This is a genomic window from Enterobacter sp. ECC-249 (assembly GCF_043965265.1).
Classification (GTDB): domain Bacteria; phylum Pseudomonadota; class Gammaproteobacteria; order Enterobacterales; family Enterobacteriaceae; genus Enterobacter; species Enterobacter quasiroggenkampii.
In genome coordinates this window covers 3,224,387-3,250,446 of the sequence record NZ_CP143660.1, presented here as the reverse complement: position 1 = coordinate 3,250,446, position 26,060 = coordinate 3,224,387, and the positions used below count along the sequence as shown (strand labels likewise).

Below are 26,060 nucleotides of genomic sequence, written 5' to 3'. Positions count from 1 at the left end.
AATGCTGACGACTCTTCTTTCCATACTGACTAACCGCATTCTGTGGAGCTTCCTCGGCGTCACGGCGCTGGCGGCGGTGATCTGGATGATTGGACCTCTGCTGTCCATCGTGGACACCCGACCGCTTGAATCTGAACAGAACCGCATCATCAGCATCGCCGTGGTCTACCTGCTCTGGGCGCAGGGCCACATTCTGCCGCGCCTGTACAACGCCTGGCTGAACCGCAAGCTGATGGACAAGCTCAAAGAGAACACCGCCAGCCCGGAAGCGGCGGATCCGCAGAAGCGACTGAACAACGAGGAGCAGATCCTCGCCAGCCGTTTTGATGAAGCCGCGCAGATGCTGAAAAAAGCGCACTTCAGCAAGGCGGGACAGGGCACCCAGTGGACGCAGCGCTTCAGCACGCAGTACCTCTACCAGCTCCCGTGGTACGTCATTATCGGCGCGCCGGGATCCGGTAAAACCACGGCGCTGGTCAACTCCGGGCTGCAATTCCCGCTGGCCGATCGTTTCGGTAAGACCGCGCTGCGGGGCATTGGCGGCACGCGTAACTGCGACTGGTGGTTCACCAACGAGGCGGTGCTGCTGGACACCGCGGGTCGTTATACCACCCAGGAGAGCGAGCAGGTGCAGGACGCCGGGGAATGGCTGCAGTTTATGGGGTTACTGCGTAAGTATCGCCGCCGCCAGCCGATCAACGGCGTGATCGTCACCATCAGCATTTCCGATCTGCTCACCCAGTCAGCCGAGGCGTCCCGCCAGCAGGCGGTAAATCTGCGCCAGCGTCTGTCCGAGCTGCATGAACAGCTGGGTATCCGCTTCCCGGTCTACGTGATGGTGACCAAGGCCGACCTGCTCAAGGGCTTCCGCGCCTGGTTTGCCGACTACGACAAAGCGCAGCGCGACCAGATCTGGGGCTTTACGCTGCCGTGGGAACAAACCAAACACGCCGATTACGACCTGATGGGCAACTTCCAGCAGGAGTTTTCTCTGCTGCAGCAGCGCCTCGATGCCGGGCTGCCGGAAACTATGCTCAAAGAGCATGACGCGAAAACCCGCGCAGAAGCGTATCTCTTCCCGCAGGAGTTCGCCGCGCTGCGTCCGCTGCTGGCGGATTACCTGAGCACGGTCTTCGCCCGCTCCAACTTCGAAACCGAGTTCTCCCCGCGCGGGATCTACTTCGCCAGCGGGACGCAGGAAGGCATGCCGTTCGACCGGGTGATGGGCGAACTGAACCGCGCCCTGTCGCTGCCGGAAGGGGGCGAGGCGGATAACTGGGATTCGGTCAGCAAAGAAGCGCCAATCCCGGGCGCAAAAGGCCAGAGTTTCTTCATCAAGAACCTGCTGCAAAACGTCATCTTCCAGGAAGCCGGGATCGCCGGGGAAAACCGCTGGTGGGAGCTGCGCAACCGGGCAGTTATCTGGTCCGGCTATGCGGCGCTGCTGGCGCTGCTCGCGATTCTGGGCGGACTGTGGCTTACCAGCTATGCCAAAAACAAGGCCTACCTGGAAGAGGTGGATGCGAAGGTGCCGCTGCTTGACCAGCAGAGCAAAGCCTTACAGAACCAGGCTCAACGTGACCTGTTCGAACTGCTGCCGCTGCTGAACGGGCTGGTTGACCTGCCGAAAAGCGACGCGTTTGATGTGAACGATCCGCCAGTCTCCCGCCGTATGGGACTCTATCGCGGGGATGACGTCAGCGACGCCTCCCAGTCCCTGTATCAGAAAGCGCTGGATCAAATGCTGCTCCCTGCCGTCGCCATGCACATCACCACCTGGCTTCGCAACGACAACGGCAGCGATGTGGAATACAGCTATGAAGCGCTGAAAGCCTATCAGATGCTGTATCAGCCGAAACACTACGACGGCAAATTCCTGCATTCATGGGTGATGCTCAACCTGCAACGTAACCTGCCGCAGAACGTCACAAAAGCGCAGCTGCAGCAGCTTGAATGGCACCTGACGCAGCTGCTGGAGCCGAAAATCCAGGCCTCGCCGTACGCGCAGGATGAATCTCTGGTTGCCCGCGAAAGAGCGATGATCGGCCAGCAGCCGCTCTCCACGCGCGTATACGGTCGTCTCAAGCGCCTGCTGGAACATGATGACAACCTCAAGCCGGTCTCCCTTTCCGACCTGGGCGGACCGCAGAGCGAGCTGGTGTTTTCACGTAAAAGCGGCAAGCCGGTGAGCGAGGGCGTACCGGGTCTCTATACGCCGGACGGCTACTGGAAAAGCTTTAACGGCCAGATTGACAGCGTTACCACCGCACTGCACGAGGACGACGCCTGGGTGCTTGGGACCGCCACCGCGCAGGAGGATAAGCAGCAGATCGATAACGCCGTGCGCCAGCTCTACATGCGCGACTTTATCGCCAACTGGGATCGCTTCCTCGCCGACATTCAGCTTAATAACAGCGCCGACCTTTCCCAGCGCATCAACACCGCGCGCCTGCTCTCCGGTGCCAACTCGCCGCTGCGCCGTCTGGTGCAGAACCTGAGCCAGGTCCTGACGCTGTCACGCAACGCGCCAGCGCCAGAAGATGCGGGTAAAGCGCAGGATCAAAGCAACCGCGCCACCCGTACGCTGGAAGCCCTGTTCAGCAACAATGACGCTGCGCCGACCCAGGCCGCCGTTGTTACGCAGGCACCGGAACAGCTGGTGACCGATCACTATGCGCCGATGATTGAGCTGGCGCAGCCGCTGGAGAAGGGCGGGAAGACCATCGTGTTTGATGATTTTCTCAAGCAGGTGGATGAACTCTATCGCTACCTGACCGCCGTTCAGGATGCGGCCAACAGCGGCATGCCTGCGCCGGGCGGGGAGGCGATCAGCCGCCTGCAGGCCAGCGCCGGTCGTCTGCCGGGCGGGCTGCAAACCATGTTCAGCAACATGGCGGTAGGTGCCAGCAGCGATACCCAGCGCCGCGACCTGGAAAACGTACGTAAGCGGATTAACGTTGAGGTGGGCGGGTTCTGCCGCCAGGCGATTGCCGGTCGCTACCCGCTGGTGCGCAGCGCCAGCACCGAGGTCACCCCTGACGATCTCGCGCGCATGTTTGCGCCGGGAACCGGGCTTATGGACGCCTTCTTCCGCGACAATCTGACCAATAAGGTGGATACCACGCAGGCCAACTGGCGCTTTATGCCGGGCATTGACGGGAAAACGCTGCCGGGAAGTGAAGGGCTGCTGAGGCCGTTCCAGCAGGCCCAGTCGATTCGCGACGCCTTCTTTGCTAACGGCGCAACCACGCCGTCTTTCAAGGTGACGGTTCGCACCGTGCGGATGGATAACACCATTCTGAACCTGACCCTGGACGTTGACGGCCAGCTGCTGCGCTACAGCCACGGCCCGCAGGCCGTGCAGATCATGAACTGGCCGGGGCCGGGCGGCACCAACCAGGTACGCATGCAGCTGGGGCTGGCGAACGGCAGCACGGCGACGCTGGTCACCAACGGCGCCTGGGCGCTCAACCGCTTCTTCGATAAAGCGAGCACTAGTCCGGGCGCGGGCAGCCTCAGCCGTCAGGCCACCTTCAGCGTCGACGGACATCAGGTCACGCTGGAGTTTGCGCCGAACAGCATTCGTAACCCGTTCCAGCTTCCTCGTTTCTCATGCCCATAACCGCAAGGACAGCCGTATGACGAATACCCCTGCGATGAACCGCTACAGCTGGTATGGCAAGTTACCCAGCGCCGGAGATTTTTTGCAGCGTCGCTTTCCTGACACTCTGCAGCGCCAGTGGTCGCACTGGTTCCAGGTCGGTCTGCTGGCCTGGCAGCAGGAAGAGCAGCGCAGCGGCGAGCGCCCGTTCCAGAAAGCGCCAGTATGGAATTTTGTGGTACCGCCCATGCTGGGCAGCCAGATGATCCAGATGGGCTGTCTGCTGCCCGGCCGCGACAGCGTTGGCCGACAGTACCCGATTTGCCTTCAGCTGAGCTTCGCGCCGTCCGAATGGTCGACAAGCCTGCTCAGCCAGGCCGAAAGCTGGTACCAGCAAATTGGGCGCCTGGGGCTGCACGCGGTACGCAACAGTTTTTCCGCCTCGCAGCTGGATGAGATGCTGATGACCATTCCGGCGCCGCAGCCCGTCGAGCCGCAAAAGCGTTCCGACATCCTGGATGTGATTGGCTATGACGAGGACGGTCAAAGCACGCTGGGCTGGCCGCAGGCGGCCGAGTGTTTTGATCCGCTGCGTCAGACCAGCTACTGGTGGACCAACCGCTGCGACGGTTACCCGCTATACACCCACGTGCACAGCGGTAACTTCACCGGGCAGCTTTTCACCCTGCTGTTCGACCCGGCAGGGGGCGCCCGTCCGGGCCGTCACGGTCTCTATCCGCCTATGTTTGAATAAGCAGGGATCTCATGAATATCGAAGAATTTCTCGCGCCAATAAGCTCCGAAAAGCCCTGCGGCGAAAACCTGGAGTACGACGCTGACTTTCAGGCGATGAACCAGGCAAGCCTCGGGAAAGCAGAGCAGCAGTTTGGCGACACCATCATCCCGGCGGAGCCTGCTGACTGGAATACGGTCGAAAAATACGCCACCAGCCTGCTGAGCCGCACCAAAGATCTTCGCGTCCTGCTTGCGTTAACCCATGCCTGGACCCGCCGTCGCGGGCTGGCGGGCTACGCGGACGGATTATTGCTGGTGCAGGAGGCAATCGCCCGCTACTGGGAGCCGCTCTATCCGCTGCTCGAAGAGTATGGCGAAACCGATCCGTTCTACCGCATTAACGCCCTGGCGGGGCTGAGCGATAAATCCGACCTCACCGTCGCCGTGCGAAACGCCTCGCTTCTGCGTTCAAACGGCGATGAAATTTCGCTCCGGGATGCCCAGGCCCTGCTGGACGGCAGCAAGACGGAATGTCCGGACTATCCCGGCGGCCGTCCGCGGCTGATTGACGAACTGGCTCGCGGCGACCAGCCGGGAACCGCAGCGGTTATCGTTATTAACGAACGTCTGCTGGCGATTCGCGAGCTGCTCACGGGGCATCTCGGTGAAAGCGGCGTGCCCGAGATGGAACAGCTGCTGAAAACCGTGGGGCTGGTAGCCAGCGCCTGTCAGGTGACCGACATCAGCAAGCTGCTGCCAAACCGTGAGGCGCAGGCGGAACCCCAGGCTGAGAAGCAGCCGGCGACAGCGCAGCCCGCTCAGCCGGTCACCGACTGGCGCAGCGTGCAGGTCACCAGCCGCGCCGACGCGCAGCTGATGCTGGAAAAAGCGAAGCAGTATTTTGCGCAGTACGAACCGAGCCACCCCGCACCGCTGATGATTGAACGGGTGCAGCGGCTGTCAGAACTTAACTTTATGGACATTATTCGCGACCTGGCGCCAGACGGCGTTAACCAACTTGAAAACATCTTTGGGCGCCGCGAATAACGCGTCCAGGCATTATGACGACAGGCATGGAGCCTGCCGTTTCACCTTCACCGCGCATCTTTGATGGAGAACATCATGGCAATGAGTAACAGTGGGCAGAAATTCATCGCACGTAACCGTGCCCCCCGCGTGCAGATCGAGTACGACGTAGAGATCTACGGTGCAGAACGTAAGATTCAGCTGCCGTTTGTGATGGGCGTTATGGCCGATCTGGTCGGCAAACCGGTGGAAAACCTGCCGGCCGTCGACGAGCGTAAATTCCTCGAAATCGACATCGACAACTTTGATGAACGCATGAAGGCGCTGAAGCCGCGCGTGGCGTTCCAGGTGGATAACACTCTGACCGGCGAAGGTAAGCTCAACGTGGATCTGACCTTCGACAGCATGGACGACTTCCTGCCGGACGCGGTGGCCCGCAAGGTTGAGCCGCTGAACAAGCTGCTGGAAGCGCGTACCCAGCTCTCTAACCTGCTGACCTATATGGACGGTAAAAACGGTGCGGAAGAGCTGATCGCAAAAATTCTGCAGGATCCGACGCTGCTCAAATCCCTGAGCCAGTTGCCGAAAAATGACGAAAGCGCGAAAGGTAGCGAGGAATAATCGATGAGCAACCAGACTCAACAACACGAGCAGCAGGCGGGTCAGGCGTTCAGCCAGGATGAATTCAGCGCGCTGCTGAATAAAGAGTTCCGCCCGAAAACCGATCAGGCCCGCTCCGCCGTAGAAAGCGCGGTCAAAACCCTGGCGCAGCAGGCGCTGGAAAATACCGTCACCTTCTCGAACGATACCTACCGTACCATTCAGAACCTGATTGCCGGTATCGACGAGCAGCTGTCGCAGCAGGTAAACCAGATCATTCACCACGAAGAGTTTCAGAAGCTGGAGAGCGCCTGGCGCGGTCTGAGCTACCTGGTGAACAACACCGAAACGGACGAGATGCTGAAGATCCGCTTTATGAGCATCTCCAAGCAGGAGCTGGGCCGTACCCTGAAGCGCTACAAGGGCGTGGGCTGGGATCAGAGCCCGATCTTCAAGAAAATCTACGAGCAAGAGTACGGTCAGTTCGGCGGCGAGCCGTTTGGCTGCATCGTCGGCGACTACTACTTTGACCACAGCCCGCAGGACGTTGAGCTGCTGGGCGAAATGGCGCGCATCGGCTCTGCGGCGCACTGTCCGTTCATTACCGGTACCGCACCGGGCGTGATGCAGATGGAATCCTGGCAGGAGCTGGCTAACCCGCGCGACCTGACCAAGATCTTCCAGAACACCGAATACGCGGCCTGGCGTTCGCTGCGTGAATCAGAAGATGCCCGCTATCTGGGTCTGGTGATGCCGCGCTTCCTGTCGCGCCTGCCGTATGGCATTCGCACCAACCCGGTCGACAGCTTTGACTTTGAAGAGCAGACCGACGGCGCGAACCACAACAGCTACTCCTGGGCGAACGCCGCGTACGCGATGGCCGCCAACATCAACCGCTCCTTCAAAGAGTACGGCTGGTGTACCTCGATTCGCGGCGTGGAGTCCGGCGGGGCGGTGGAAAACCTGCCGTGCCACACCTTCCCGAGCGATGACGGCGGCGTGGACATGAAGTGCCCGACCGAGATCGCCATCAGCGATCGTCGTGAAGCCGAGCTGGCGAAAAACGGCTTTATGCCGCTGGTTCACCGCAAAAACTCCGACTTTGCCGCCTTCATCGGCGCGCAGTCCCTGCAAAAACCGGCCGAGTACCACGACCCGGATGCCACCGCTAACGCGCGTCTGGCCTCTCGCCTGCCGTACCTGTTCGCCTGCTGCCGCTTTGCCCACTACCTGAAGTGCATCGTGCGCGACAAAATCGGCTCCTTCCGCGAGCGCGAAGAGATGGAGCGCTGGCTGAACGACTGGGTCATGAACTACGTCGACGGTGACCCGGCGAACTCTTCCCAGGAAACCAAGTCCCGTAAACCGCTGGCAGCTGCGGAAGTGCAGGTGCAGGAGATTGAGGACAACCCAGGCTACTACGCCGCGAAGTTCTTCCTGCGTCCACACTACCAGCTGGAAGGTCTGACCGTTTCCCTGCGTCTGGTTTCTAAGCTGCCGTCGCTGAAGACGAAAGACGCGTGATGATGAGTGCCGGCCCTGGAGGGCCGGCAAAGTAAACTACATTGGCAAAATTCATCTAGAAAGCCATCGACATTCATGAACCTCAGGAGGAATCAACTTTGGGAACGAGTTCACCAAAAGAAATTGCAGATGGCATGCTGAAAATTTTTGATACGCGTAAACAAAGTGGCCCAGAAATTTTCGCTCGCAGCGCGGTCGATGGTTTTATGTCAATTCCAGAAGACTTATGGATGTTAACAAAAGATTTTCTGGATACAGACCATCGGTGGCGAAATGAAACAGATAAAATTAGATTGTTAACTTTAATAAAAAAAGGGCTTACATCAGAAGATGTGCGTCGGTTAATCAATACAGTGGTCAAACGATATCTGTCTGGTTTATCTGAAGAACAATCTAAGGAACTCCTCCTAAAAGTCGGTGGGTCACAAGTAGGTGGTATAGCCTTTAAAATGGTTTTCGTAAATGAATTAATTACGCTATTCGTTTCAAAAATTGTGCCGCGATTTCTTGTTTCTGCAGGGCTTACTGGTGTATTAAGTGTGGGGGCTTCAATTTCTCGCTCAGTTTATGCCTCATACGATCTATTAAAATTAAACAAAAATGTTTACTATGAGTTGCGTGGTGCGGGCGATTTAGATTTGTTATATTTTCTCGTTGAAGATAATATTAAGCCATTTATTGAAGCTATAAATTTCCAACAGAGTCATGGTGCCATAGATAAAGAGATTTTTAGTCAGTTTTTAGCAGGAGCTACTCGTGTTTGAAAGAGCATCAAAGTACGTTATAGTCTATCTCATGCTTATTGTTTCATTTATGCTTTTTTTCTCAACTCTTGGCTATTATATTTTTGTTTTTGATTGGTCGGTAACCATCTTGGAAATAACGATAAATGCCGCTCTATTAATCATTCTCTTAGTTGCATCTATCGCTATTTACTATTTTGCGGAAAAATTAAAATCAAGGCTTTGATTTGCGCAAAAATCTTAGCGAGAAGTAAAATGCTAAAAGTATGACCAGCAGGAAAAGTAATTTTCCAAAAAGTAAACCTGCAGAAGTTGTAGTGACTTTTTCTAATGAAAATACATACCAGGCGGACTGAAAAAGATCTACAGTTGTGAAAATTGCGATAATTAAAAATACAATGGTAAGTATTAATAACAATATTTTCTTCATGTTATGTTGCCTTTGATGAATGATAGACGATTGAAAATATTCTAGATGATACAGTGAATGATTGTCTAGCGCTTAGTTACCATGAAGTGTAACTAACAAAATTTAGGGTGGTTGCAATTGCAGGCACTCTGAAGAGTCTGTACGAAGTACGAATTCGTCAGGCTAGAGGCAGAGGTAAAATATGGACGGTTTTATTCAGCCCCATGCTTTCCTGTTTGCCATATAAGTGCTTTTTCGAAAGCAATATTGTTCATCCACGAAGAGTAGATATTATGGCTATTGATATGTTTCTGAAGGTCGAGGGTGTTACGGGCGAATCTAAAGATTCTAACCACACCGGCTGGACTGATATTACCTCCTTCTCCTGGGGCGCTTCCCAGCCAGGTAATATGAGCGTTGGCGGTGGCGGCGGTGCCGGTAAAGTTAACTTTAACGACCTGCACGTTAACGCGCTGATCGACAAATCCACCACCGCTATCCTGAAACACTGCGCCAGCGGTAAACACCTGACCAAAGTCGAACTGTCCGTTTGTAAAGCCGGCGGCCAGCAGGTGGAATACTCCCGCATTACGCTGGAAGATGTGCTGGTGACCTCTGTTCAGTACACAGGTGCTGACAACGGCGATACCGTTGGTGTGACCTACGCATTCCAGGCTGCGAAAGTGAAACAGCAGTACTGGGAGCAGACCACGTCGGGTGGTAAAGGTGCTGAAAGCAGCGCTGGCTGGAACATCAAAGAGAACAAAGAAGCGTAATAATAGTGGGCCCGAAAGGGCTCACTTTATCCTGAGCTTCTTATCAAGGAGAAACAAGATGTCTCAAATGCGTCCTGCTTTTGGTGCCGCCTGGAACAGATTCAGAGAAGTAAACGTAAGCGTAGAACAGGTTGGCAAATTGTTGGGTGGAAAAGTTCAGCATAATATTGACGCCGGTATTTTTAAAAATGCCTGCCCAATTCGTATGAGCTACGTTTTAAATTACTGTGGCATTCCGATTCCTTCTAACAGTAAATATGCGACAGTGACCGGAAACGACAAAAAGCGCTATATGTTCCGCGTTAAAGATATGATTGCATTTCTACCCACGGTACTGGGCAATGCCGATATGTCTGTCTCTTCTCCCACTCCTGCGCAATTTGCAGGCAAACAAGGCATTATCATCTTCACCGGGCACGGCTGGAGCGACGCTACCGGGCATGTCACACTCTGGAATGGAAATATTTGCTCTGATGATTGCCATTTTCTGGGCTCACCGGGTAATGGTTCATTTATTCCGACCAACGCAACATTCTGGAGCCTGAAATGAAACGTTTATTACTGCTGATCCTGGCTATAAATGCCCCTGCTGTTTATGCCCAAACCCTGCCTGATGTCAGCGCTTTTTCTCAGCAACAAATCTTTGAAAACTGGGTGCAAAATCGATGCATCAGTAAGATTGCGGACAGTAAAAGTCTCAAAGATGATGCAGAGGCCAGTGCAGCCGCATGGCTGGAAGCAAGCAATCTCCCTGCTGAGAATTTTGAAAAAGCTGACAAGGTGATTGTTTCTTTACTGAAAGAGAAAGTAGGCGGTACCGAACCGGGTCAATATCAGGTTTTAAAGTGCAGCTTAATCGCCAACAGCGACGCGATTCGTCCGCTCCAAACCGCAAAATAGAAGCAATGGAATCGCCCCCAAACGCCGCCGTTCTCGTCCTGAGAGCGGCAGCGTTTGAGCGCTAATCATACCAGCAGGAATACGCCATGCGATTCACGATTATTTCTACGAAACCCGGTCATCAGCCGCCGCAAAGCAGCTGTGATTTTTACGCCCCGGGCGGCACCATTGGGCGCGGTACGGATAACAACCTGGTGTTGCCGGACAATGACCGCACCATCTCTCGTCTGCAGGCGATTGTTCACGTTGACGCCCAGGGCGAATGCCGCGTCACCAACCGCGGCAGCGTTACCCGCGTGGTATTGAATGACATTCCGCTGGAGCGAGGACGTCAGGTTGAGCTGCAGGATGGCGACATTCTCGGTATTGATGACTACCGTATTGAAGTGACCGAACTGATCCACGATACGCAGCCCGTGAGCCGCATGGCGGCCAGCCTGCACCAGCAGGCGCGTCCGACGGTCGCCCCTGCGCCTGCGCAGCAGCCGAAACCGGCGAATGCCGCACCCCGCGGGAAAACCGAGCCGACCGCCGTGCCAACGGAGATCTGGGATAGCCTGATGCAGGAGTTCTCCATCTCCGACAGCATCTCCAGCAACCGTACAAAACCGCAGCCTGCGGCATCGCACGATCCATTCTCTCAGCCTGCGGCCCCGGAGCGTAACGCCGAAGATCCGCTGGCGATGTTCAACGACAGCGATCCGACGCTTGAGCGTAAGCATGTCGATCCGGATACGCTGTTCAGCGATGAAGCGCTGTTCAAAAAAGAGAGTATTTTTGACGACGTCACCCCGTCAACGCTGGTGCCGCCGGGCGAGACGAACCCCGTTAAGCCTGAAGAAGAGGCAACGGATGAGCTCGATCCGCTGGCCCTGTTTGGCGGTAAAGCCAGCGCGCCAGCCGCGCGCAATGACGACCCGCTCGGGCTGATGGGCGGCGCGCCGTTAACCCATCCGGATGACATTATTGACGAAAAGCCTGCCCAGGTGACGGAACCTGAGCAGGAAAAGGACGCGCTGGCAGATTCTCCGCTGTTCGCTCCTGAGCCGCAGGAAGAACCGCGTGCTGAAGAGGAACCCGCGCGACCGGATTACGCAGGCTTCACCATGCCAACGCCACAGGCCGTTGCGCGCAGCAGCGCGCAGGCCCCGAAGGGGCGCCTGCGCATCGACCCGGTCAATAACGCCGCCTCGCCAACCGCCACGGCAAACAGCGGTGAGAAGGGTGAAGTGCTGCAGGGCGAGCTGCTGGAAGCGCTGCTGGAGGGGATGGGGCTCAGCGAAATGCAGCCCGTTCCGCAGTTTGACCGTGAAAATATGCGTCAGCTGGGGCAGATCCTCGGTATGTTCTCTCAGGGGACCGTGGCGCTGCTCTCCTCGCGCTCTATCCTCAAGCGCGGCGTAAAAGCCGACATGACCATGGTGCTGGACGATGCCAACAACCCGTTCAAGCTGTTGCCAACCGGCAAAACCGTGTTAATCCAAATGTTCGGCACCCCGATGCCGGGCTTTATGCCGCCAACCAAATCCGTGCGCGACGCGCTGATCGATCTGCAGGCGCACCAGCTGGGTATGATCTCCGGCATCCGCGCCATTATTGCCGCGATGCTGCAGTCCTTTAACCCGGAGCAGCTGGAAGAGCAGGCGAAGCAGAACGGTATGACCTCGCGTCTGGCGCTGCCGGGCAGCCGCAAAGCCGCCCTGTGGGACTATTTTGTTCGCAGCTATGGCGAGACGGCGGGCGAGATTGAGGACGACTTCCACACCCTGTTCGGCGAGGCCTTCCTTCATGCGTATGACATGGAGGTGAATCAGTACAAAGACTCACAGAGCGGATCGGAAGATAAATGAATATCGCAACGGCTTCTCTCTCCCGCCAGGGGACGCGCGCCAGCAACCAGGATCAGACGGGAGAAACCATAGGGGAACGTTCAGCCTGCTTCGTCGTCTGCGACGGCATCGCGGGCCTGCCGGGCGGTGAGGTGGCTGCAGAGCTGGCCCGCAACAGCATTATCTCCCGCTTCGATGGCGACAAACATCTTAATGCGCAGCACATCCGCGACTACGTGCAGACGGCGAATCGCACCATTCTCAGCGAACAGCAGGCCGTTCAGGACTATCGCCGGATGGGCACGACGCTGGTCAGCCTGTTCATCGACCGTGATTACGGGCTGGCCTACTGGGCGCATGCCGGTGACAGCCGCCTGTACCTGTTCCGCCGCGGATGGCTGTGGCATGTGACCACCGACCACAGCCTGGTGCAGCAGATGAAAGATGCCGGACACCAGACCGACAACCTGAACAGCAATCTGCTCTATCTGGCGCTCGGGATTGAAAACGGCGGGCCGGAAGCGAGCTACAGCGACGTGGTGCAGGTTGAAGACGGCGATGCATTCTTACTCTGCACCGACGGATTCTGGCACGGCGTCAGCGAAGAGCAAATGAAGCAGTCGCTGCACATGGTGAATACGCCGCAGGAGTGGCTGACCTTAATGAACCAAATCATTCAAAAGAATGGCGAGCAGGAGGGGAATGCTCAGGATAACTATACCGCCCTGGCGGTATGGATGGGCAACCCTCAGGACACCACTTTGCTGCACACCCTCTCTGACGCAGCACAATTTCTTCCCTGCGGAACTGATTAGACACACAAGGAACGATATGAAACTTTGGCTATCGGGTTTGGCACTTCTGGCGGCGACCTCCACCGCACAGGCTGAAAATTTCCGCATCGTGCAGTCTCCTGCGCAGAAGCTGGATATCTGGATCGACAACATCAAAGACAACACGCCGCAGAGCTGGTGTAAGCCTGAGGTGGCGCTGCGTATTGTGGCGAACGGCAAGAAAGACGTCTCCGTGCTGGAGAACTTTGTGCCGCGTCTTGGCTCACTGCTGGAACACCAGTGCAGCAAAGTGAATAAACTCAGCTGGACGCTCAACGATCCGGCGGGTACCACGTTGGCGCAGGGCACGGCTGGCAAAGCGCAGGACTGGGCGCTGGTGGTGAAACAGGAGCAGGCCGCGCCTGCCGCGACCGTCGCCGCAACCCCAGCCAGCGGCGCGTTAATGCCGCCAGATCAGAACGTGGCTTCCCGCACCGTTGCCGCCGACCGTACGCCGTGGCAGGAGTTTACGCTTCAGGACGGCTGCCACCTGCGCACCTTCTGGGAAGGGGGCGCTTCTGCACCGGCGCTCTTTATTCCGGATTCTGACACCACCCGCTGCGGGAACGGCAGCTGGCTGAGCGGACATACCGTTGTGTCGCAGTCCCGTAACGGCGGGCAGAAAGAGATGGCGGTGACTTACATCCACGGCTTCCCGGTGACCGGACTGAATCAAAGCGCCGACCCGGAAAACGCGCTGATCACCTCCGTCAACAAAGAGCGCATGGTATTCAGTACCCCAGACAGCGACCAGAGCTGGATGATCCTGCCTTACGACAACGCCCTGAACAGCTGGAAGAGCAACGGCACCGTCGCGGTGGAGATTTCCCGTGAAACCGCCAGCGATGATGCAAAACTGCAGGCGCGTATCGCGGCGGTGAAAAAGACCTGGAGCGCCTGGGTGGCACCCGGCACCCCGCTGAATATCGTTCTGATTGACACCCTGCGTCCTCAGCTGCGCGATCCGGCCGTCGGCGCATGGCGCGCGGCAAATTAAGGAATGGCGATGAATACGCTCTATCAACACCTGGCGGGTGAGTCGCTCAACGACGCGCTCGCGCGCCTTGAAGCAGAAATCAAAGCCCGTCCAGCGGATGCCGATCTCCGCGCCGCGTTCGTGCAGTTTTTAACCCTCAGCGGCAACTGGACGCGTGCTCTGACCCAGCTCAAAAGCTGGCTGGCGCTGAAGCCGCAGGCGAAGCCCACCGTCACGCTGCTGGAGCAGTCCATTCAGGGCGAGCTGCAGCGCGTGCAGGTGATGACGGGACAGGCGCGTCCGGCCATGCCTGAAACCCAGTGGCCGTGGCTGACCACCCTTGCCGCGGCGCTGAGCGAAGAGGGCGAGCGCGCGCAGGCGCTGCGTCTTGAGGCTCTCGAACAGGCGCAGGCCACCCCCGGCAACATTACTCTCGAAAACGAGGAGACGCAGGCCTTTGACTGGCTGATGGACGGCGATGCCCGTCTCGGCCCGGTGTGCGAAACCATCGTCAACGGCCGCTATTTCTGGCTGCCGTTTAACGCCATCGCGGAGATCCGTTTCCAGGCGCCTGCCAGCGTCACCGATCTGGTCTGGCGTCACGCGCTGGTGCGCCTGACCGACGGAACGGAACAGGTGTGTCAGATCCCGGCGCGTTATCCGTTTGCAGACGATGCCTCTGATGCGGTCAAGCTGGGGCGCACCACCGACTGGCAGCCGCTCGACGAAGACGGCACCCTATACGAAGGTACGGGTCAGAAAGCCTGGCTGAGCGAGCAAAGCGAAAGCCCGCTGCTGTCGCTAAGCCTCGTGACGTTTGCGACGGATGGAGCCGATGAGTAATCCCGCTGGCGAAGGCGATCTGCTGCGCAGCGGCTGGCAAGCCCGCAGCAAGCAGGAGAAGGTGGGGGCGCGCGACAAAATGCAGCCCTCGCTGCTCGATCGCCTCACCGATAACGATCCGGAAAAAAAGCGCGAGTCGGCCAACAGCAATCTGATCACCCACGCCGCCCTGCGCCGCAATGTCCTGCGGGATCTGCAGTGGCTGTTTAATACCATCAACCACGATGCCTCCGGTGATTTGAGCGCGCTACCGCACGTCAGCCGCTCGGTGGTTAACTTCGGCGTCGCGCCGCTGGCCGGGAAAAGAATGTCGGACATCGAATGGCACGACATTCAGCGCAAGCTCACTGAAGCCATCATCAATTTTGAACCACGCATTTTGCCGAAGGGGCTGCAGGTTCGCTGCGTGTCGGATACCTCCTCGCTGGATCTGCACAACGTGCTCTCCATCGAGATCAAAGGGCGTCTATGGTGCGTGCCGTACCCGCTGGAGTTTCTGTTTCGTACCGATGTCGATCTGGAAAACGGCCATTTTGAACTGAAAGATGCGGGGTAATCATGGAAAGTAAACTGCTCGAATACTACAACCGTGAGCTGGCCTACCTGCGCGAAATGGGAGCCGAGTTTGCCGAACGCTACCCCAAAGTCGCCGGACGGCTGGGCATGCGCGGCATCGAAGTGGCGGACCCGTATACCGAACGTCTGATGGAGGGCTTCGCCTTCCTGACCTCCCGCGTGCAGATGAAAATGGACGCGGAGTTTCCGCGCTTCTCCCAGCGTCTGCTGGAGATGATTGCGCCTAACTATCTCGCGCCCACGCCGTCGATGGCGATCGCAGAGATTCAGCCCGACAGCAGCCGGGGTGACCTGAGCAAGGGCTTCATCGTGCCGCGCGGTACCATGATGGACAGCCTGGCGCTGAAAAAAACCGGCGTGACCTGCAGCTATACCACGGCGCACGAGGTTAACCTGCTGCCGCTGAAAATTGACAAGGTCGAGCTGGGCGGCGTGCCCGCCGATCTGCCGCTCGCGCAGCTGGGGCTGAGCCAGCGGGGGATCGGCAGCGCCTTACGGATCCGCATCGCCTGCGACGGCCCGCAAAATCTTGGCCATCTGGATTTCGACCGTCTGGAATTTTTCCTCGCCGGTCCGGATATTGAAGCGCTCAAGCTGCTGGAGCTGGTGATGGAGCACCACGCCGGGATCGTCTGTCAGACGGTCAGCCCGCAGCCGCAGCGGCAGCTGCTGGCGTCGGATGCGCTGCGCCAGGAGGGCTTTGAGCCCGATCAGGCGCTGCTTCCGGACGATCTGCGCAACTTTGACGGCTATCGTCTGCTGCAGGAGTATTTCGCGTTTCCGGCCCGTTTCCGCTTCATTAGCCTGAGCGGTCTGAGCACGCTCATCCAGCGCTGTGAAGACGAAAAAGCCTTCGATATCTTTATCCTGCTGGATAAGTCGGATGAACAGCTGGAGCGCGTGGTCGATGCCAGCCATCTGGCGCTGCACTGTACGCCGGTCATCAACCTGTTCCCAAAGGTCGCGGCGCGTCAGAAGCTGAATGAAGGCCAGCATGAATACCATCTGGTGGTGGATAACATCCGTCCGCTGGATTATGAAATTTACGCGGTCAAAAAAATCTATGGCAGCGCGGATGGTCAGCGCGATGACCAGACGTTTCGCCCGTTCTGGAGTACCTGGAGCGGTGATGCGGGCAACTACGGAGCCTATTTTTCCCTGCGCCGTGAACAGCGCGTGCTGTCCGAGCATGCCCTGCGCTACGGCACCCGTACCGGCTATATCGGCTCGGAGGTCTTCGTCTCGCTGGTGGATGAACAGCACGCCCCCTGGCAGGAAAACCTGCGCTATATCTCTGCCGAGGTGCTCTGCACCAGCCGCGACCTGCCGCTGATGCTGCAGCAGGAGCTCGGGCAGTTCATTATGGCGGACTCCATGCCGGTGAAATCCCTCACCCTGCGTAAAGGCCCGACGCCGCCGCGTCCGGCGCTGGCAGAAGGGTTCAGCACCTGGCGGCTTATCAGCCAGCTGCAGATGAACTACCTCAGCCTGATGGACAGTGACAACGAGGAAGGGGCGGCCGCGCTGCGCCAGCTTTTAGGGCTGTATGCCAACCTGGCCGAAACGCCCGTGGCGCGTCAGGTGGAAGGCGTTCGTCACTGCGTGCTGGAGCCGGTTCACCGCCGCGTGCCTGAACCCGGCCCGGTGGTGTTTGCCCGCGGGATCGGCATTACCCTGACGGTGGATGAGCGAGCCTTTTCGGGTGCCAGCCCGTGGCTCTTCGGCAGCGTGATGGAGCGTCTTTTTGCCCGCCTGGTCTCCATCAACAGCTTTACGGAGTTCACCCTGAAAAGTCAGCAGCGCGGCGAGATTGGCTGCTGGGCGCCGCGCATGGGTAAAAGGGCACTGATATGAGTGACGCCGCCACTGCACCGCTGCGCGTGCATCGCCTGACGAAGCTGCCGGATGCGTTCTGGCACAGAGTCCGCGAGACGCCCTGGCGCTACGATCTGTTTCAGCTGTTAAGGCGCATTGATGCCCAGGGCGGCGAGCGCTACCCGCTGGGCCGCGCGCCGCTGCCAAAATTTGAACCGCTGCGCATCGGCCAGCAGCCGTCGATGAGTTTTGCTCCGTCGACGCTGGCCCAGGTGCGTCAGCGGGAAGAGAGCGGGCTGCATGAGGTATCTATCCTCAGCTTCGGCCTGTTTGGCCCGAACGGCCCGCTGCCGGTCCACATGACCGAGTACGCCCGCGAGCGTATTTATCATCATCAGGACACCAGCCTGAGCGCGTTTGCCGATCTGTTTCATCATCGTCTGGCGCTGCTGTTTTACCGCGCCTGGGCGGATGCGCAGCCCACCGTCTCGCTGGACCGCGCCGATAACAAACGCTTTGAGGGCTATCTGGCGTCGCTGATTGGTATGGGCCAGCCGGGTCAGATGAACAAAGGCAGCCTGAGCTCGCACGCCCGCTTTACCCACGCCGGGCACCTGACCCGTCACGGGCGGGATCCGGACGGGCTGGAGAAGATCCTGCGCAGCTATTTTAAGGCGCCGGTCAAACTGGTCAGCAACGTGCCGCAGTGGATGCCGCTCTCCACACGCGAGCAGGCGCAGCTGGGAGCAGGGCGCCGCATGCCGCGCATGGGTGAATCCGCCTTTCTCGGCGTTGCCGTCCGCGACGTGCAGCATAAGTTTCGCATCGAGATTGGGCCGCTGAGCGCGGAGGAGTACAACCGCTTTCTCCCGGGCGAAGCGTGGGTCACCGAGCTGCGAGACTGGGTGCGTCAGTACGCCGGAGTGGAGTTTGAATGGGAAACGCGGGTGATCCTGCGCGAAGACGCGGTGCAGGGCGCCACGCTCGGCAGTCATGCGCGATTGGGCTATAACACCTGGCTGGGCCTTCAGCCGCAGCCTGTCCCGCGCGGCGATCTGGTGTATCGCGCAGAGCGGTAATCCTTCCGTATACCGAATCATTGTTAATGGAAACTAACATGTCAGAAATTAGCCGTGCCGTGCTTTTCGGCAAACTGGATACGCTGTTATTTACCTCTCTGGAAAGCGCCACTGCGTTCTGCAAGCTGCGCGGCAACCCCTATGTTGAGCTGGTGCACTGGCTGCATCAGCTGATGCAGCAGCAGGATGGCGATCTGCAGCAGGTCATCCGCCACTTTGCCCTTGATGAACAGCAGCTGACGCGCGATATCGTTGCGGCGCTGGATGTCCTTCCGCGCGGGGCGAGTTCCGTTTCCGATCTCTCCGAGCATATCGACAGCGCCGTTGAGCGCGCCTGGGTCTTCGGCTCGCTGAAGTTTGGCGTCAGCCGTATTCGCGGCGGCCATTTGCTGATCGGCATGCTCAAAACCTGGAATCTGGCCAACGTGCTGAAAAGCATTTCGGCGCAGTTTACCCGCCTTAACGTCGAGGTATTGATCGAGCAGTTCGATACCATCTGCGCCAACAGCAAAGAGACGCAGCAGGCCGCTGCCGCCGTCGATGCACCGGCGGGTGCGGTACCGGCAGCCCAGGGGACGCTGGCCCAGTACGGCCAGGACCTGACCGCCCGCGCCCGCGACGGGAAGATTGACCCGGTTGTCGGGCGCGACGAGGAGATCCGCCAGATGGTCGATATCCTGATGCGCCGTCGTCAGAACAACCCGCTGTTGACCGGGGAAGCCGGGGTCGGGAAAACGGCGGTGGTGGAAGGGCTGGCGCTGCGTATCGCCGACGGCGACGTGCCGGAGCCGCTGCAGAACATTCAGCTGTGGCTGCTGGATATCGGCATGCTGCAGGCCGGTGCAGGCATGAAAGGCGAGTTTGAGGCCCGTCTGCAGGCGCTCATTAACGAAGTCCAGTCCAGCGCCACGCCGATCGTTCTGTTTATCGATGAGATCCATACCCTGATTGGCGCAGGCGGCCAGCAGGGGACCGGCGATGCGGCAAACCTGCTGAAGCCCGCGCTGGCGCGCGGCCAGCTGCGCACCATCGGGGCCACCACCTGGGCGGAATACAAAAAGTACATCGAGAAAGACCCGGCGCTGACCCGTCGTTTCCAGACAGTGCAGGTTCACGAGCCGGACGAAGCGAAAGCCATTCTGATGCTGCGCAGCACCGTGTCGCCGCTGGAGACGCACCACCAGGTCCTGCTGCTCGACGAAGCGGTCAGCGCGGCGGTGAAGCTGTCCCATCGCTACATTCCGGCGCGTCAGTTGCCGGACAAAGCTGTTGCGCTGCTCGATACCGCCTGCGCCCGCGTCGCGGTCAGCCAGAGCGCGCCGCCGGCGCATCTGGAAGACTGCCTGCGCCATCTTGCCGCGCTGGATGTGGAAATTGAGATTGCTGAACGCGAGGCGCGCGTGGGGGCAGGTGATGCCGAGCGCGTAGCAACGTTACGCGCCGAACGCGACGCGTATGAAACAAAACGCGAAGCCCTGGCCGAGCGCTGGGAAGAAGAGCGCAGCCTGGTGCAGGAGATTATTCGCCTGCGCGCGGCGCTGTTCGCGGCGGGCGAGGAAGACACCGCTGAGCTGCGTAGCCAGCTGGCAGAACAGCAGCAGGCGCTGAATGCCTTGCAGGGTGACGAGCCGCTGCTGTTTGCGGCGGTGGATGAAAACGTGGTCGCCGCGGTGGTCTCTGACTGGACCGGGATCCCGCTGGGCCGGATGGTGAAAAACGAGATCGATGCGGTGCTTAACCTCGCCGACACGCTCAACCAGCGCGTTATCGGCCAGCGTCACGGTCTGGATCTCATTGCCCGCCGCGTGAAAACCTCGCGGGCGAAGCTCGACGACCCGAACAAACCGGTGGGCGTCTTTATGCTGTGCGGCCCATCCGGGGTCGGTAAAACCGAAACCGCGCTGGCGCTCGCCGAATCTCTGTACGGCGGCGAGCAGAACGTTATCACCATCAACATGAGCGAGTTCCAGGAAGCGCACACCGTCTCCACCTTAAAAGGTGCGCCTCCGGGGTACGTAGGGTATGGTGAAGGCGGGGTATTAACCGAGGCCGTCCGCCGCCGCCCGTACAGCGTGGTGCTGCTGGACGAAATTGAGAAAGCGCACCCTGATGTGCACGAGATCTTCTTCCAGGTCTTCGACAAAGGCTGGATGGAAGACGGCGAGGGGCGCCACATTGATTTCCGCAACACCATTATTATTCTGACGTCCAACGTCGGTACCGACCTGATTAGCGCCATGTGCGCCGATCCGGAGCTGATGCCGGAGCCTGAGGCGTTAAGCGGCGCGCTGCGCCAGCCGCTGCTGGAGGTATTCCCGCCCGCGCTGCTGGGCCGTCTGCTGGTGGTGCCGTACTACCCGCTCAGCGACGAGATGCTGGGGCAGATCGTTCGCCTGCAGCTCAAGCGCATTCAGCGCCGTCTGGAAGAGAATCACAGCATTATTTCTGAGTTTGACGACAGCGTGGTGGAACAGATTGTTCAGCGCTGTACCGAGGTGGAGTCCGGCGGTCGCATGGTGGATGCTATTCTGACCAACACCCTGCTGCCTCAGATGAGCCAGATCTTACTTACCGCCAGCCGCAGCGACGAACAGTATCGACGTCTGCACGTCACCTGCGAGCAGGGCGAGTTTCACTGTCAGTTTGCCGCGTAATAATCATCAAGAGAACTGTAAAAGATGACGGATAATGATAACAATCGGACTGTCCCAAACGCGCTCCCGGTCGGGTACCGCTTCAACGAGTTTGAAATCAAAGAGGTGATCGGCGGCGGCGGTTTTGGCATTGTCTATCGCGCGTGGGATCACCAGCTCGAACGCACTATCGCTATCAAAGAATTTATGCCTTCTTCGCTCGCCGTACGCGGCGACGACATGACCCTGGTGCTGCGCAGCGAGCGCTTTGGCAAAGCATTCTCCGCGGGCCTGAACAGCTTTATTCAGGAAGCCCGTCTGCTGGCGCGCTTTAACCATCCGAACCTGCTGCACGTCCTGCGTTTCTGGGTGCAAAACGACACGGCCTACATGGGGACGCTGTTTTACAGCGGCACGACGCTCTCACGCCTGCGCGAAGAAAAGCCTGAGCTGATCAACGAAGCCTGGATCCGCCGCACGCTGCCGATGCTGTTCGGTGCGATCAAGACCATCCACGACGAAGGCTACCTGCACCGCGATATCTCTCTGGATAACATCCAGATCCAGGATAACGGCCTGCCGGTGCTGCTCGATTTCGGCTCCGCGCGCCGCACGATTGGTAACCTCTCCGACGAAACGGAAACCATGCTGCGCCCGGGCTTTGCGCCGATTGAGCAGTACACCGACGACAACGAAAGCGAGCAGGGCCCGTGGACGGATATTTACGCCCTCGGCGCCGTGCTGCGTACCCTGATTGTGGGCTCTCCGCCACCGGTCAGCGTGGTACGCTCTATTCAGGATACCTGCAAACCGCTGGTGGAAATCATGCCGCAGGGCTATTCCATTCCGCTGCTGCAGGCCATTGACCGCGCGCTGGCTCTGCACATGGAGGACCGTCCGCAGTCCATCGACGAGTTCGCCGCGCTGATTGAGATGCCGGTCGCCGGTATCAACGATGTGCTGACCGCGAAAAAGCCCGGCACGATGCTGGTTCCGGTCGAAGACGAAAAACCGGCGTCGCTGCTCGACTGGCGTCGCTATAAGATCCCGGGCATGATTGCCGCAGGCGTGCTGGTGGGTGTTGTCGCCGGGGCGATGCTGTTCAGCGGCGGTAACGATGCGCCAGAGCAGGCTGCGCAGGCACCGGCAGAGACGCGTCCAACCGAAACCGCCGCGAACGCGCCAGACGTGAAGCCAGAAGCGGCGAAGGTGAGCGAGCCTGCGACGGCACAGCAGACGCCACCGCCTGCCGAGAGCCCTGTTGCGTTGGTCTATATCCGCATCCTCGACGGCGAAACGCTGAAAGTAAACGGCGAGCCAAAAGCGCTGCGCCCGGGAACCAACGGCTATGCATCGCTCAAGCTGCCGGCCGGGGAGACGAAGATTGAGTTGCAGGGCAACGGAAGAACGCGTGGTCAGACGCTGGATATCACCAAGCCGGGCACCTGGCTGGTGAACCCGTAGGAATATAAACAGGAGATGCTATGGAAGCGTACGATCTTCGAAGCCAAAGGCTTCATCCAAAGGAATTCGAAAAGATTGTCTCTCCTGTTTATGCGTTTTGAATTTAATCCTAACCTGGAGAGTTGAGTTGAAGCCAACATGCGCCTCCCCATTTTTGTAAATAACAATATCGGGCGTACACAACATAACCTCGCTCATTTAAATAGCAATCTATGGTATTTCTGGGGAAGCATGGATCTTCTCGCAATGTTACTTTATTGCGTGAACTCAGTTCGCCACGACAGAATTCCATTCATTTCTGATGCAAAAGCGTTTAGTGATTCGTTGCATTATTATGCAGGTGATGGTTTCAGCATTTTGGTCATGCTTTTTTTTGTGCTTGACTTACTTTTATTACTCTCTTTGTTTACTTCGGCCTGGTTATTCTTTAAGAGAAAGATTGGAGCGGTTAAATTTGCCCTTGCTCAGGAATTATTTCGCTTGATTTCATTCAGATGTTCGGTCTCATTGTTCCCACTTTTAGTAAGTATGTTTGATATTTCAAACATCTGGTTGAATGTAGGTTTATTTGTCACATCAGAGTCACTGAAAATCTACTCTCTTGTTTTTTGGATGATCAAGAGGGAAAAGCCCCTTTCTTGAATGACGCTTTATCACAGATGCGAACTTTAGTGGAAAGACATACCGCGGGATGAACAGCCTACCTTCGCACATATTGGAAGGATATACTCCCGGCAAAACAGTTATCGATCCCGTCTTTCTTAGTACTGATGTTAATCGAGGCTTCAGCGGTCCTATCCAAATGCGTATTGAAGGTTTTTCCGGTAGGAAAATTGACTTCCTTTCAGAGTTCATTGCAACAGAGACTGACGTGCTATTTAAGCCGAATACATCGTTTGAGGTTATCAGCAGGTCAGATGAACTTGGTATAACGAATATAGAATTAAAGGAAATACCATGATCGACCTTCATTCCGAAGATTCAGTAATCAATCATTATGCCGATCGCTATCATACATACATGCCAGTTAATGTCCGTAAGGCAATAAGAAGCAACAGTATTGATAATTTGAGTTCTTCACAAGCCTGGGATGCAACTTTACCTTTAATTACGACTGAAGATGTTTCACGTGATAAAGCGCTTGGGGCACTGGTGGGTTTGGCTGTTGGGGATGCAGTCGGCACTACTCTTGAGTTCAAGAAAAGAGACAGCGAACATGTAGTGGATATGATTGGCGGCGGGCCTTTTCAATTAAAACCTGGTGAATGGACAGATGATACATCTATAGCATTATGTCTGGCGGAAACTTACCTTTCAGAAAACAGAATGCATACCGATGTACTTAGACAATATCTCCTGAAATGGTACCTAAATGGGGATAATAGCAGTAATGGTCGTTGTTTTGATATAGGGGACACGACACGATTTGCGCTTGAACAGTATATGCGCGTCGGGCCTTCCTGGTATGGTAATACAGAGAAACACACCGCTGGTAATGCTGGGATTATTCGTCAAGCTCCGGTTTCTATCTTTCGTCGAAAATCATTGCGTGCGATTTACTTCGAATCCCAGGCTCAAAGTCGAGCAACTCATGGAGCAGTAGAGTCAATTAATGCATGCCAATTTCTTGGATTGGTATTGCACTATTTAATTAACGGATATCAAAAAGAAGAAGCTTTTTCGCCTCATGTTTTCCCATTATGCGCGCGCGTAATGATCATAAATGCGGGTGAGTATAAGCAAAAAACTCGCGATCAGATTCGTTCAAGTGGTTATGTTATCGATACGCTTGAGGCCGCGATGTGGTCCGTATGGAATACGGATAATTTCCGCGATGCGATTCTGCTGGCCGCCAATCTTGCCGATGATGCTGACAGCGTTGCGGCGACGGCGGGACAAATAGCGGGAGCATTATATGGTTATTCCGGTATCCCGCAGGGGTGGAAAGATAAACTCGTGCAACACGAACGTATCGCCACAATGGCAGGTGAGTTATTCGATAGAGCACCTCAGGATAATTTTTTATAGTTAGCATTACCAAGGGTAAGCGAAGGGATATGATGACTTGCGATCAGATGTGGAATGGTTAGTTAACTGAATCTACTGTAATGAATGAAATGACAATTTTTGGTTACGTTGATAAAGCATTAACTTTAGCACAGAAGAGATATGCAGACGTCAAGAATCGTGATCCCCAATCCCCGCTTTTACAAATGTACGACTCTATTGTACAACAATTAATATTTCTACGAGATTTAATCGAAGGCAAGGAAAAGGATAAAGCAAAATTATGGAAAATGACTTTCGGTATGTATGCAGCGAAGGCGTTTGATAATTCTGATGAGTTGTTTTTTGAAAGGTTGTCGGATGCCTGGTTTATTGTGGATCAAATACGTCGAGGGTTAAAGGTTAGGCTACCGCACGAAGTTGACGCCAATTACACAATAAAGCAACAAAACCTAAAGATGAGATATCCTGATGAATTTTAGGATGCGATATTGAATGTAACTATATTTTAGGTGATGGATGATAGATTTACATGCTAATTTGAATATCCTGATGAAATATGTTGATAAATATCGCGAATACTTACCGATTAGCAATCCTTCCGTCCAGCGGAGGCAGCAGTATACTTATGATAATAAACCCTTAGAATCACCCTCAAATAGTGATGTACAAAAACAATGGGACTTAACACCATCATGTAACATCTCCCTGGCTGAATCACGGGATCGTGCTGTCGGTGCGCTTATTGGTCTTGCTGTAGGAGATGCTGTAGGTACTACGCTTGAGTTTTTACCTCGAGACAAAGTACACGTCAACGATATGACAGGTGGTGGGCCATTTCGACTTCGCGCAGGCGAATGGACGGATGATACATCCATGGCATTATGTCTTGCGGAAACGCTTCTTGAGAAAGGTGATGCTGATACTATATGCTTCAGGAATAAGCTTCTGGAATGGTATCGGCATGGTTATAACAGTTCAAATGGCATCTGTTTTGATATAGGTAATACAACTCGTTTTGCTTTAGACCAATATTTAACTGTTGGTCCTGGGTGGAGCGGTAATACAGCGCCAGAGACTGCAGGTAATGCTTCCATTATCAGACAAGCACCTGTCTCTATTTTTTTTAGAAAATCATTAAGCAAAGCGTTTTATGAAGCTAAAAAACAAAGTATCGCAACACACGGTGCCGCGGAAGCAATAAATAGTACACAGTATTTAAGTTATTTGCTTGTGCATATGATTAACGGTAGCAATAAAGATTTTGTTTTTTCTCCGCACGTCATGCCGCTTCAGCCACGTGTAATGATAATCAACGCGGGTGAGTATAAGCAAAAAACTCGCGATCAGATTCGTTCAAGTGGTTATGTTATCGATACGCTTGAGGCCGCGATGTGGTCCGTATGGAATACTGATAATTTCCGTGATGCCATTCTACTGGCAGCTAACCTTGCCGATGATGCTGATAGCGTTGCAGCGACGGCGGGACAAATCGCGGGGGCATTATATGGTTATTCCGGAATTCCGCAGGACTGGAAAGATAAACTCGTGCAACACGAACGTATCGCCACAATGGCAGGTGAGTTATTCGATAGAGCACCTGAGGACAATTTATTATAATTGAATAATTCCTATGGCACGGCTATTGTAGCGTGCTATTCAGTTGAACAGAAAATGTCGTGTTAATGTGA

General features: G+C 56.3%; 22 protein-coding genes. All 22 read left to right on the top strand.

Translation table 11 applies throughout. The features are described from left to right. Nucleotide 1 precedes the first annotated feature (1 nt). A complete protein-coding gene (gene tssM / locus V1587_RS15570; RefSeq protein ID WP_371898627.1) occupies nt 2-3,622 on the top strand; it encodes a type VI secretion system membrane subunit TssM in 3,621 nt (1,206 codons plus the stop codon). Between the two features lie 16 nt (nt 3,623-3,638). After that, nucleotides 3,639-4,355, top strand: a complete 717-nt coding sequence (gene tagF, locus V1587_RS15565; protein ID WP_371898626.1) for a type VI secretion system-associated protein TagF — start codon at nt 3,639-3,641, stop codon at nt 4,353-4,355. Between the two features lie 11 nt (nt 4,356-4,366). After that, nucleotides 4,367-5,383, top strand: coding sequence for a type VI secretion system protein TssA (gene tssA / locus V1587_RS15560; protein WP_371898625.1), 1,017 nt, complete (start codon nt 4,367-4,369; stop codon nt 5,381-5,383). 75 nt (nt 5,384-5,458) lie between these two features. Beyond that, nucleotides 5,459-5,983 (top strand): type VI secretion system contractile sheath small subunit, encoded by a 525-nt coding sequence (gene tssB, locus V1587_RS15555; protein ID WP_008502644.1) that lies wholly within the window; start codon nt 5,459-5,461, stop codon nt 5,981-5,983. A 3-nt stretch (nt 5,984-5,986) separates the two neighbouring features. Then, complete coding sequence (tssC, locus tag V1587_RS15550) at nt 5,987-7,486, top strand: type VI secretion system contractile sheath large subunit (protein ID WP_021240385.1); 1,500 nt, start codon at nt 5,987-5,989, stop codon at nt 7,484-7,486. 98 nt (nt 7,487-7,584) lie between these two features. Continuing rightward, nucleotides 7,585-8,250 carry a hypothetical protein gene (locus tag V1587_RS15545; protein WP_256043249.1) on the top strand — a complete coding sequence of 222 codons (666 nt, stop codon included), beginning with the start codon at nt 7,585-7,587 and terminating at the stop codon, nt 8,248-8,250. A gap of 681 nt (nt 8,251-8,931) precedes the next feature. Beyond that, nucleotides 8,932-9,414: a type VI secretion system tube protein Hcp gene (locus V1587_RS15540; RefSeq protein WP_008502640.1), complete on the top strand. Its 483-nt coding sequence runs from the start codon at nt 8,932-8,934 to the stop codon at nt 9,412-9,414. Between the two features lie 58 nt (nt 9,415-9,472). Then, the gene (locus tag V1587_RS15535; protein ID WP_032645536.1) at nt 9,473-9,964 is read left to right on the top strand and encodes a type VI secretion system amidase effector protein Tae4; all 492 of its coding nucleotides are present in this window, start codon (nt 9,473-9,475) and stop codon (nt 9,962-9,964) included. Beyond that, the gene (locus tag V1587_RS15530) at nt 9,961-10,314 is read left to right on the top strand and encodes a T6SS amidase immunity protein Tai4 family protein (protein WP_371898624.1); all 354 of its coding nucleotides are present in this window, start codon (nt 9,961-9,963) and stop codon (nt 10,312-10,314) included. The genes V1587_RS15535 and V1587_RS15530 overlap by 4 nt, the downstream gene beginning before the upstream one ends. An 86-nt stretch (nt 10,315-10,400) precedes the next feature. Further along, on the top strand, nt 10,401-12,164 hold the full coding sequence (gene tagH / locus V1587_RS15525) for a type VI secretion system-associated FHA domain protein TagH (protein WP_395314410.1): 1,764 nt from the start codon (nt 10,401-10,403) through the stop codon (nt 12,162-12,164). After that, entirely contained in the window at nt 12,161-12,958 is a 798-nt protein-coding gene (locus V1587_RS15520) for a PP2C family serine/threonine-protein phosphatase (protein WP_014884226.1), read from the top strand. Before tagH ends, V1587_RS15520 begins: the two co-directional genes overlap by 4 nt. Before the next feature lie 16 nt (nt 12,959-12,974). Next, a complete protein-coding gene (locus V1587_RS15515; RefSeq protein WP_371898622.1) occupies nt 12,975-13,973 on the top strand; it encodes a hypothetical protein in 999 nt (332 codons plus the stop codon). Nucleotides 13,974-13,982: 9 nt separating this feature from the next. Then, nucleotides 13,983-14,795 (top strand): type VI secretion system accessory protein TagJ, encoded by an 813-nt coding sequence (locus V1587_RS15510; protein ID WP_371898621.1) that lies wholly within the window; start codon nt 13,983-13,985, stop codon nt 14,793-14,795. Beyond that, the gene (tssE, locus tag V1587_RS15505) at nt 14,788-15,351 is read left to right on the top strand and encodes a type VI secretion system baseplate subunit TssE (RefSeq protein ID WP_371898620.1); all 564 of its coding nucleotides are present in this window, start codon (nt 14,788-14,790) and stop codon (nt 15,349-15,351) included. Before V1587_RS15510 ends, tssE begins: the two co-directional genes overlap by 8 nt. A 2-nt stretch (nt 15,352-15,353) precedes the next feature. Beyond that, nucleotides 15,354-17,225 carry a type VI secretion system baseplate subunit TssF gene (gene tssF, locus V1587_RS15500; RefSeq protein ID WP_371898619.1) on the top strand — a complete coding sequence of 624 codons (1,872 nt, stop codon included), beginning with the start codon at nt 15,354-15,356 and terminating at the stop codon, nt 17,223-17,225. Continuing rightward, the gene (gene tssG, locus V1587_RS15495) at nt 17,222-18,265 is read left to right on the top strand and encodes a type VI secretion system baseplate subunit TssG (protein WP_371898618.1); all 1,044 of its coding nucleotides are present in this window, start codon (nt 17,222-17,224) and stop codon (nt 18,263-18,265) included. The genes tssF and tssG overlap by 4 nt, the downstream gene beginning before the upstream one ends. A gap of 38 nt (nt 18,266-18,303) precedes the next feature. After that, entirely contained in the window at nt 18,304-20,919 is a 2,616-nt protein-coding gene (gene tssH / locus V1587_RS15490) for a type VI secretion system ATPase TssH (RefSeq protein ID WP_371898617.1), read from the top strand. A 24-nt stretch (nt 20,920-20,943) separates the two neighbouring features. Beyond that, the gene (locus tag V1587_RS15485) at nt 20,944-22,362 is read left to right on the top strand and encodes a serine/threonine protein kinase (RefSeq protein WP_395314409.1); all 1,419 of its coding nucleotides are present in this window, start codon (nt 20,944-20,946) and stop codon (nt 22,360-22,362) included. Between the two features lie 231 nt (nt 22,363-22,593). Continuing rightward, nucleotides 22,594-23,004, top strand: coding sequence for a hypothetical protein (locus V1587_RS15480; protein WP_371898615.1), 411 nt, complete (start codon nt 22,594-22,596; stop codon nt 23,002-23,004). A gap of 315 nt (nt 23,005-23,319) precedes the next feature. Continuing rightward, a complete protein-coding gene (tri1, locus tag V1587_RS15475; protein WP_371898614.1) occupies nt 23,320-24,390 on the top strand; it encodes an ADP-ribosylarginine hydrolase Tri1 in 1,071 nt (356 codons plus the stop codon). 80 nt (nt 24,391-24,470) lie between these two features. Continuing rightward, on the top strand, nt 24,471-24,851 hold the full coding sequence (locus V1587_RS15470) for an immunity protein Tsi6 family protein (RefSeq protein WP_371898613.1): 381 nt from the start codon (nt 24,471-24,473) through the stop codon (nt 24,849-24,851). A gap of 37 nt (nt 24,852-24,888) precedes the next feature. Further along, nucleotides 24,889-25,989: an ADP-ribosylarginine hydrolase Tri1 gene (tri1, locus tag V1587_RS15465; protein ID WP_371898612.1), complete on the top strand. Its 1,101-nt coding sequence runs from the start codon at nt 24,889-24,891 to the stop codon at nt 25,987-25,989. The last annotated feature ends 71 nt before the right edge of the window (nt 25,990-26,060 follow it).

What these genes read in the sequence shown, in the direction of transcription:
- tssM (WP_371898627.1), top strand. Translation starts at nt 2, where the DNA reads ATGCTGACGACTCTTCTTTCCATACTGACTAACCGCATTCTGTGGAGC.
- tagF (WP_371898626.1), top strand. Translation starts at nt 3,639, where the DNA reads ATGACGAATACCCCTGCGATGAACCGCTACAGCTGGTATGGCAAGTTA.
- tssA (WP_371898625.1), top strand. Translation starts at nt 4,367, where the DNA reads ATGAATATCGAAGAATTTCTCGCGCCAATAAGCTCCGAAAAGCCCTGC.
- tssB (WP_008502644.1), top strand. Translation starts at nt 5,459, where the DNA reads ATGGCAATGAGTAACAGTGGGCAGAAATTCATCGCACGTAACCGTGCC.
- tssC (WP_021240385.1), top strand. Translation starts at nt 5,987, where the DNA reads ATGAGCAACCAGACTCAACAACACGAGCAGCAGGCGGGTCAGGCGTTC.
- V1587_RS15540 (WP_008502640.1), top strand. Translation starts at nt 8,932, where the DNA reads ATGGCTATTGATATGTTTCTGAAGGTCGAGGGTGTTACGGGCGAATCT.
- V1587_RS15535 (WP_032645536.1), top strand. Translation starts at nt 9,473, where the DNA reads ATGTCTCAAATGCGTCCTGCTTTTGGTGCCGCCTGGAACAGATTCAGA.
- V1587_RS15530 (WP_371898624.1), top strand. Translation starts at nt 9,961, where the DNA reads ATGAAACGTTTATTACTGCTGATCCTGGCTATAAATGCCCCTGCTGTT.
- tagH (WP_395314410.1), top strand. Translation starts at nt 10,401, where the DNA reads ATGCGATTCACGATTATTTCTACGAAACCCGGTCATCAGCCGCCGCAA.
- V1587_RS15520 (WP_014884226.1), top strand. Translation starts at nt 12,161, where the DNA reads ATGAATATCGCAACGGCTTCTCTCTCCCGCCAGGGGACGCGCGCCAGC.
- V1587_RS15515 (WP_371898622.1), top strand. Translation starts at nt 12,975, where the DNA reads ATGAAACTTTGGCTATCGGGTTTGGCACTTCTGGCGGCGACCTCCACC.
- V1587_RS15510 (WP_371898621.1), top strand. Translation starts at nt 13,983, where the DNA reads ATGAATACGCTCTATCAACACCTGGCGGGTGAGTCGCTCAACGACGCG.
- tssE (WP_371898620.1), top strand. Translation starts at nt 14,788, where the DNA reads ATGAGTAATCCCGCTGGCGAAGGCGATCTGCTGCGCAGCGGCTGGCAA.
- tssF (WP_371898619.1), top strand. Translation starts at nt 15,354, where the DNA reads ATGGAAAGTAAACTGCTCGAATACTACAACCGTGAGCTGGCCTACCTG.
- tssG (WP_371898618.1), top strand. Translation starts at nt 17,222, where the DNA reads ATGAGTGACGCCGCCACTGCACCGCTGCGCGTGCATCGCCTGACGAAG.
- tssH (WP_371898617.1), top strand. Translation starts at nt 18,304, where the DNA reads ATGTCAGAAATTAGCCGTGCCGTGCTTTTCGGCAAACTGGATACGCTG.
- V1587_RS15485 (WP_395314409.1), top strand. Translation starts at nt 20,944, where the DNA reads ATGACGGATAATGATAACAATCGGACTGTCCCAAACGCGCTCCCGGTC.
- V1587_RS15480 (WP_371898615.1), top strand. Translation starts at nt 22,594, where the DNA reads ATGGATCTTCTCGCAATGTTACTTTATTGCGTGAACTCAGTTCGCCAC.
- tri1 (WP_371898614.1), top strand. Translation starts at nt 23,320, where the DNA reads ATGATCGACCTTCATTCCGAAGATTCAGTAATCAATCATTATGCCGAT.
- V1587_RS15470 (WP_371898613.1), top strand. Translation starts at nt 24,471, where the DNA reads ATGAATGAAATGACAATTTTTGGTTACGTTGATAAAGCATTAACTTTA.
- tri1 (WP_371898612.1), top strand. Translation starts at nt 24,889, where the DNA reads ATGATAGATTTACATGCTAATTTGAATATCCTGATGAAATATGTTGAT.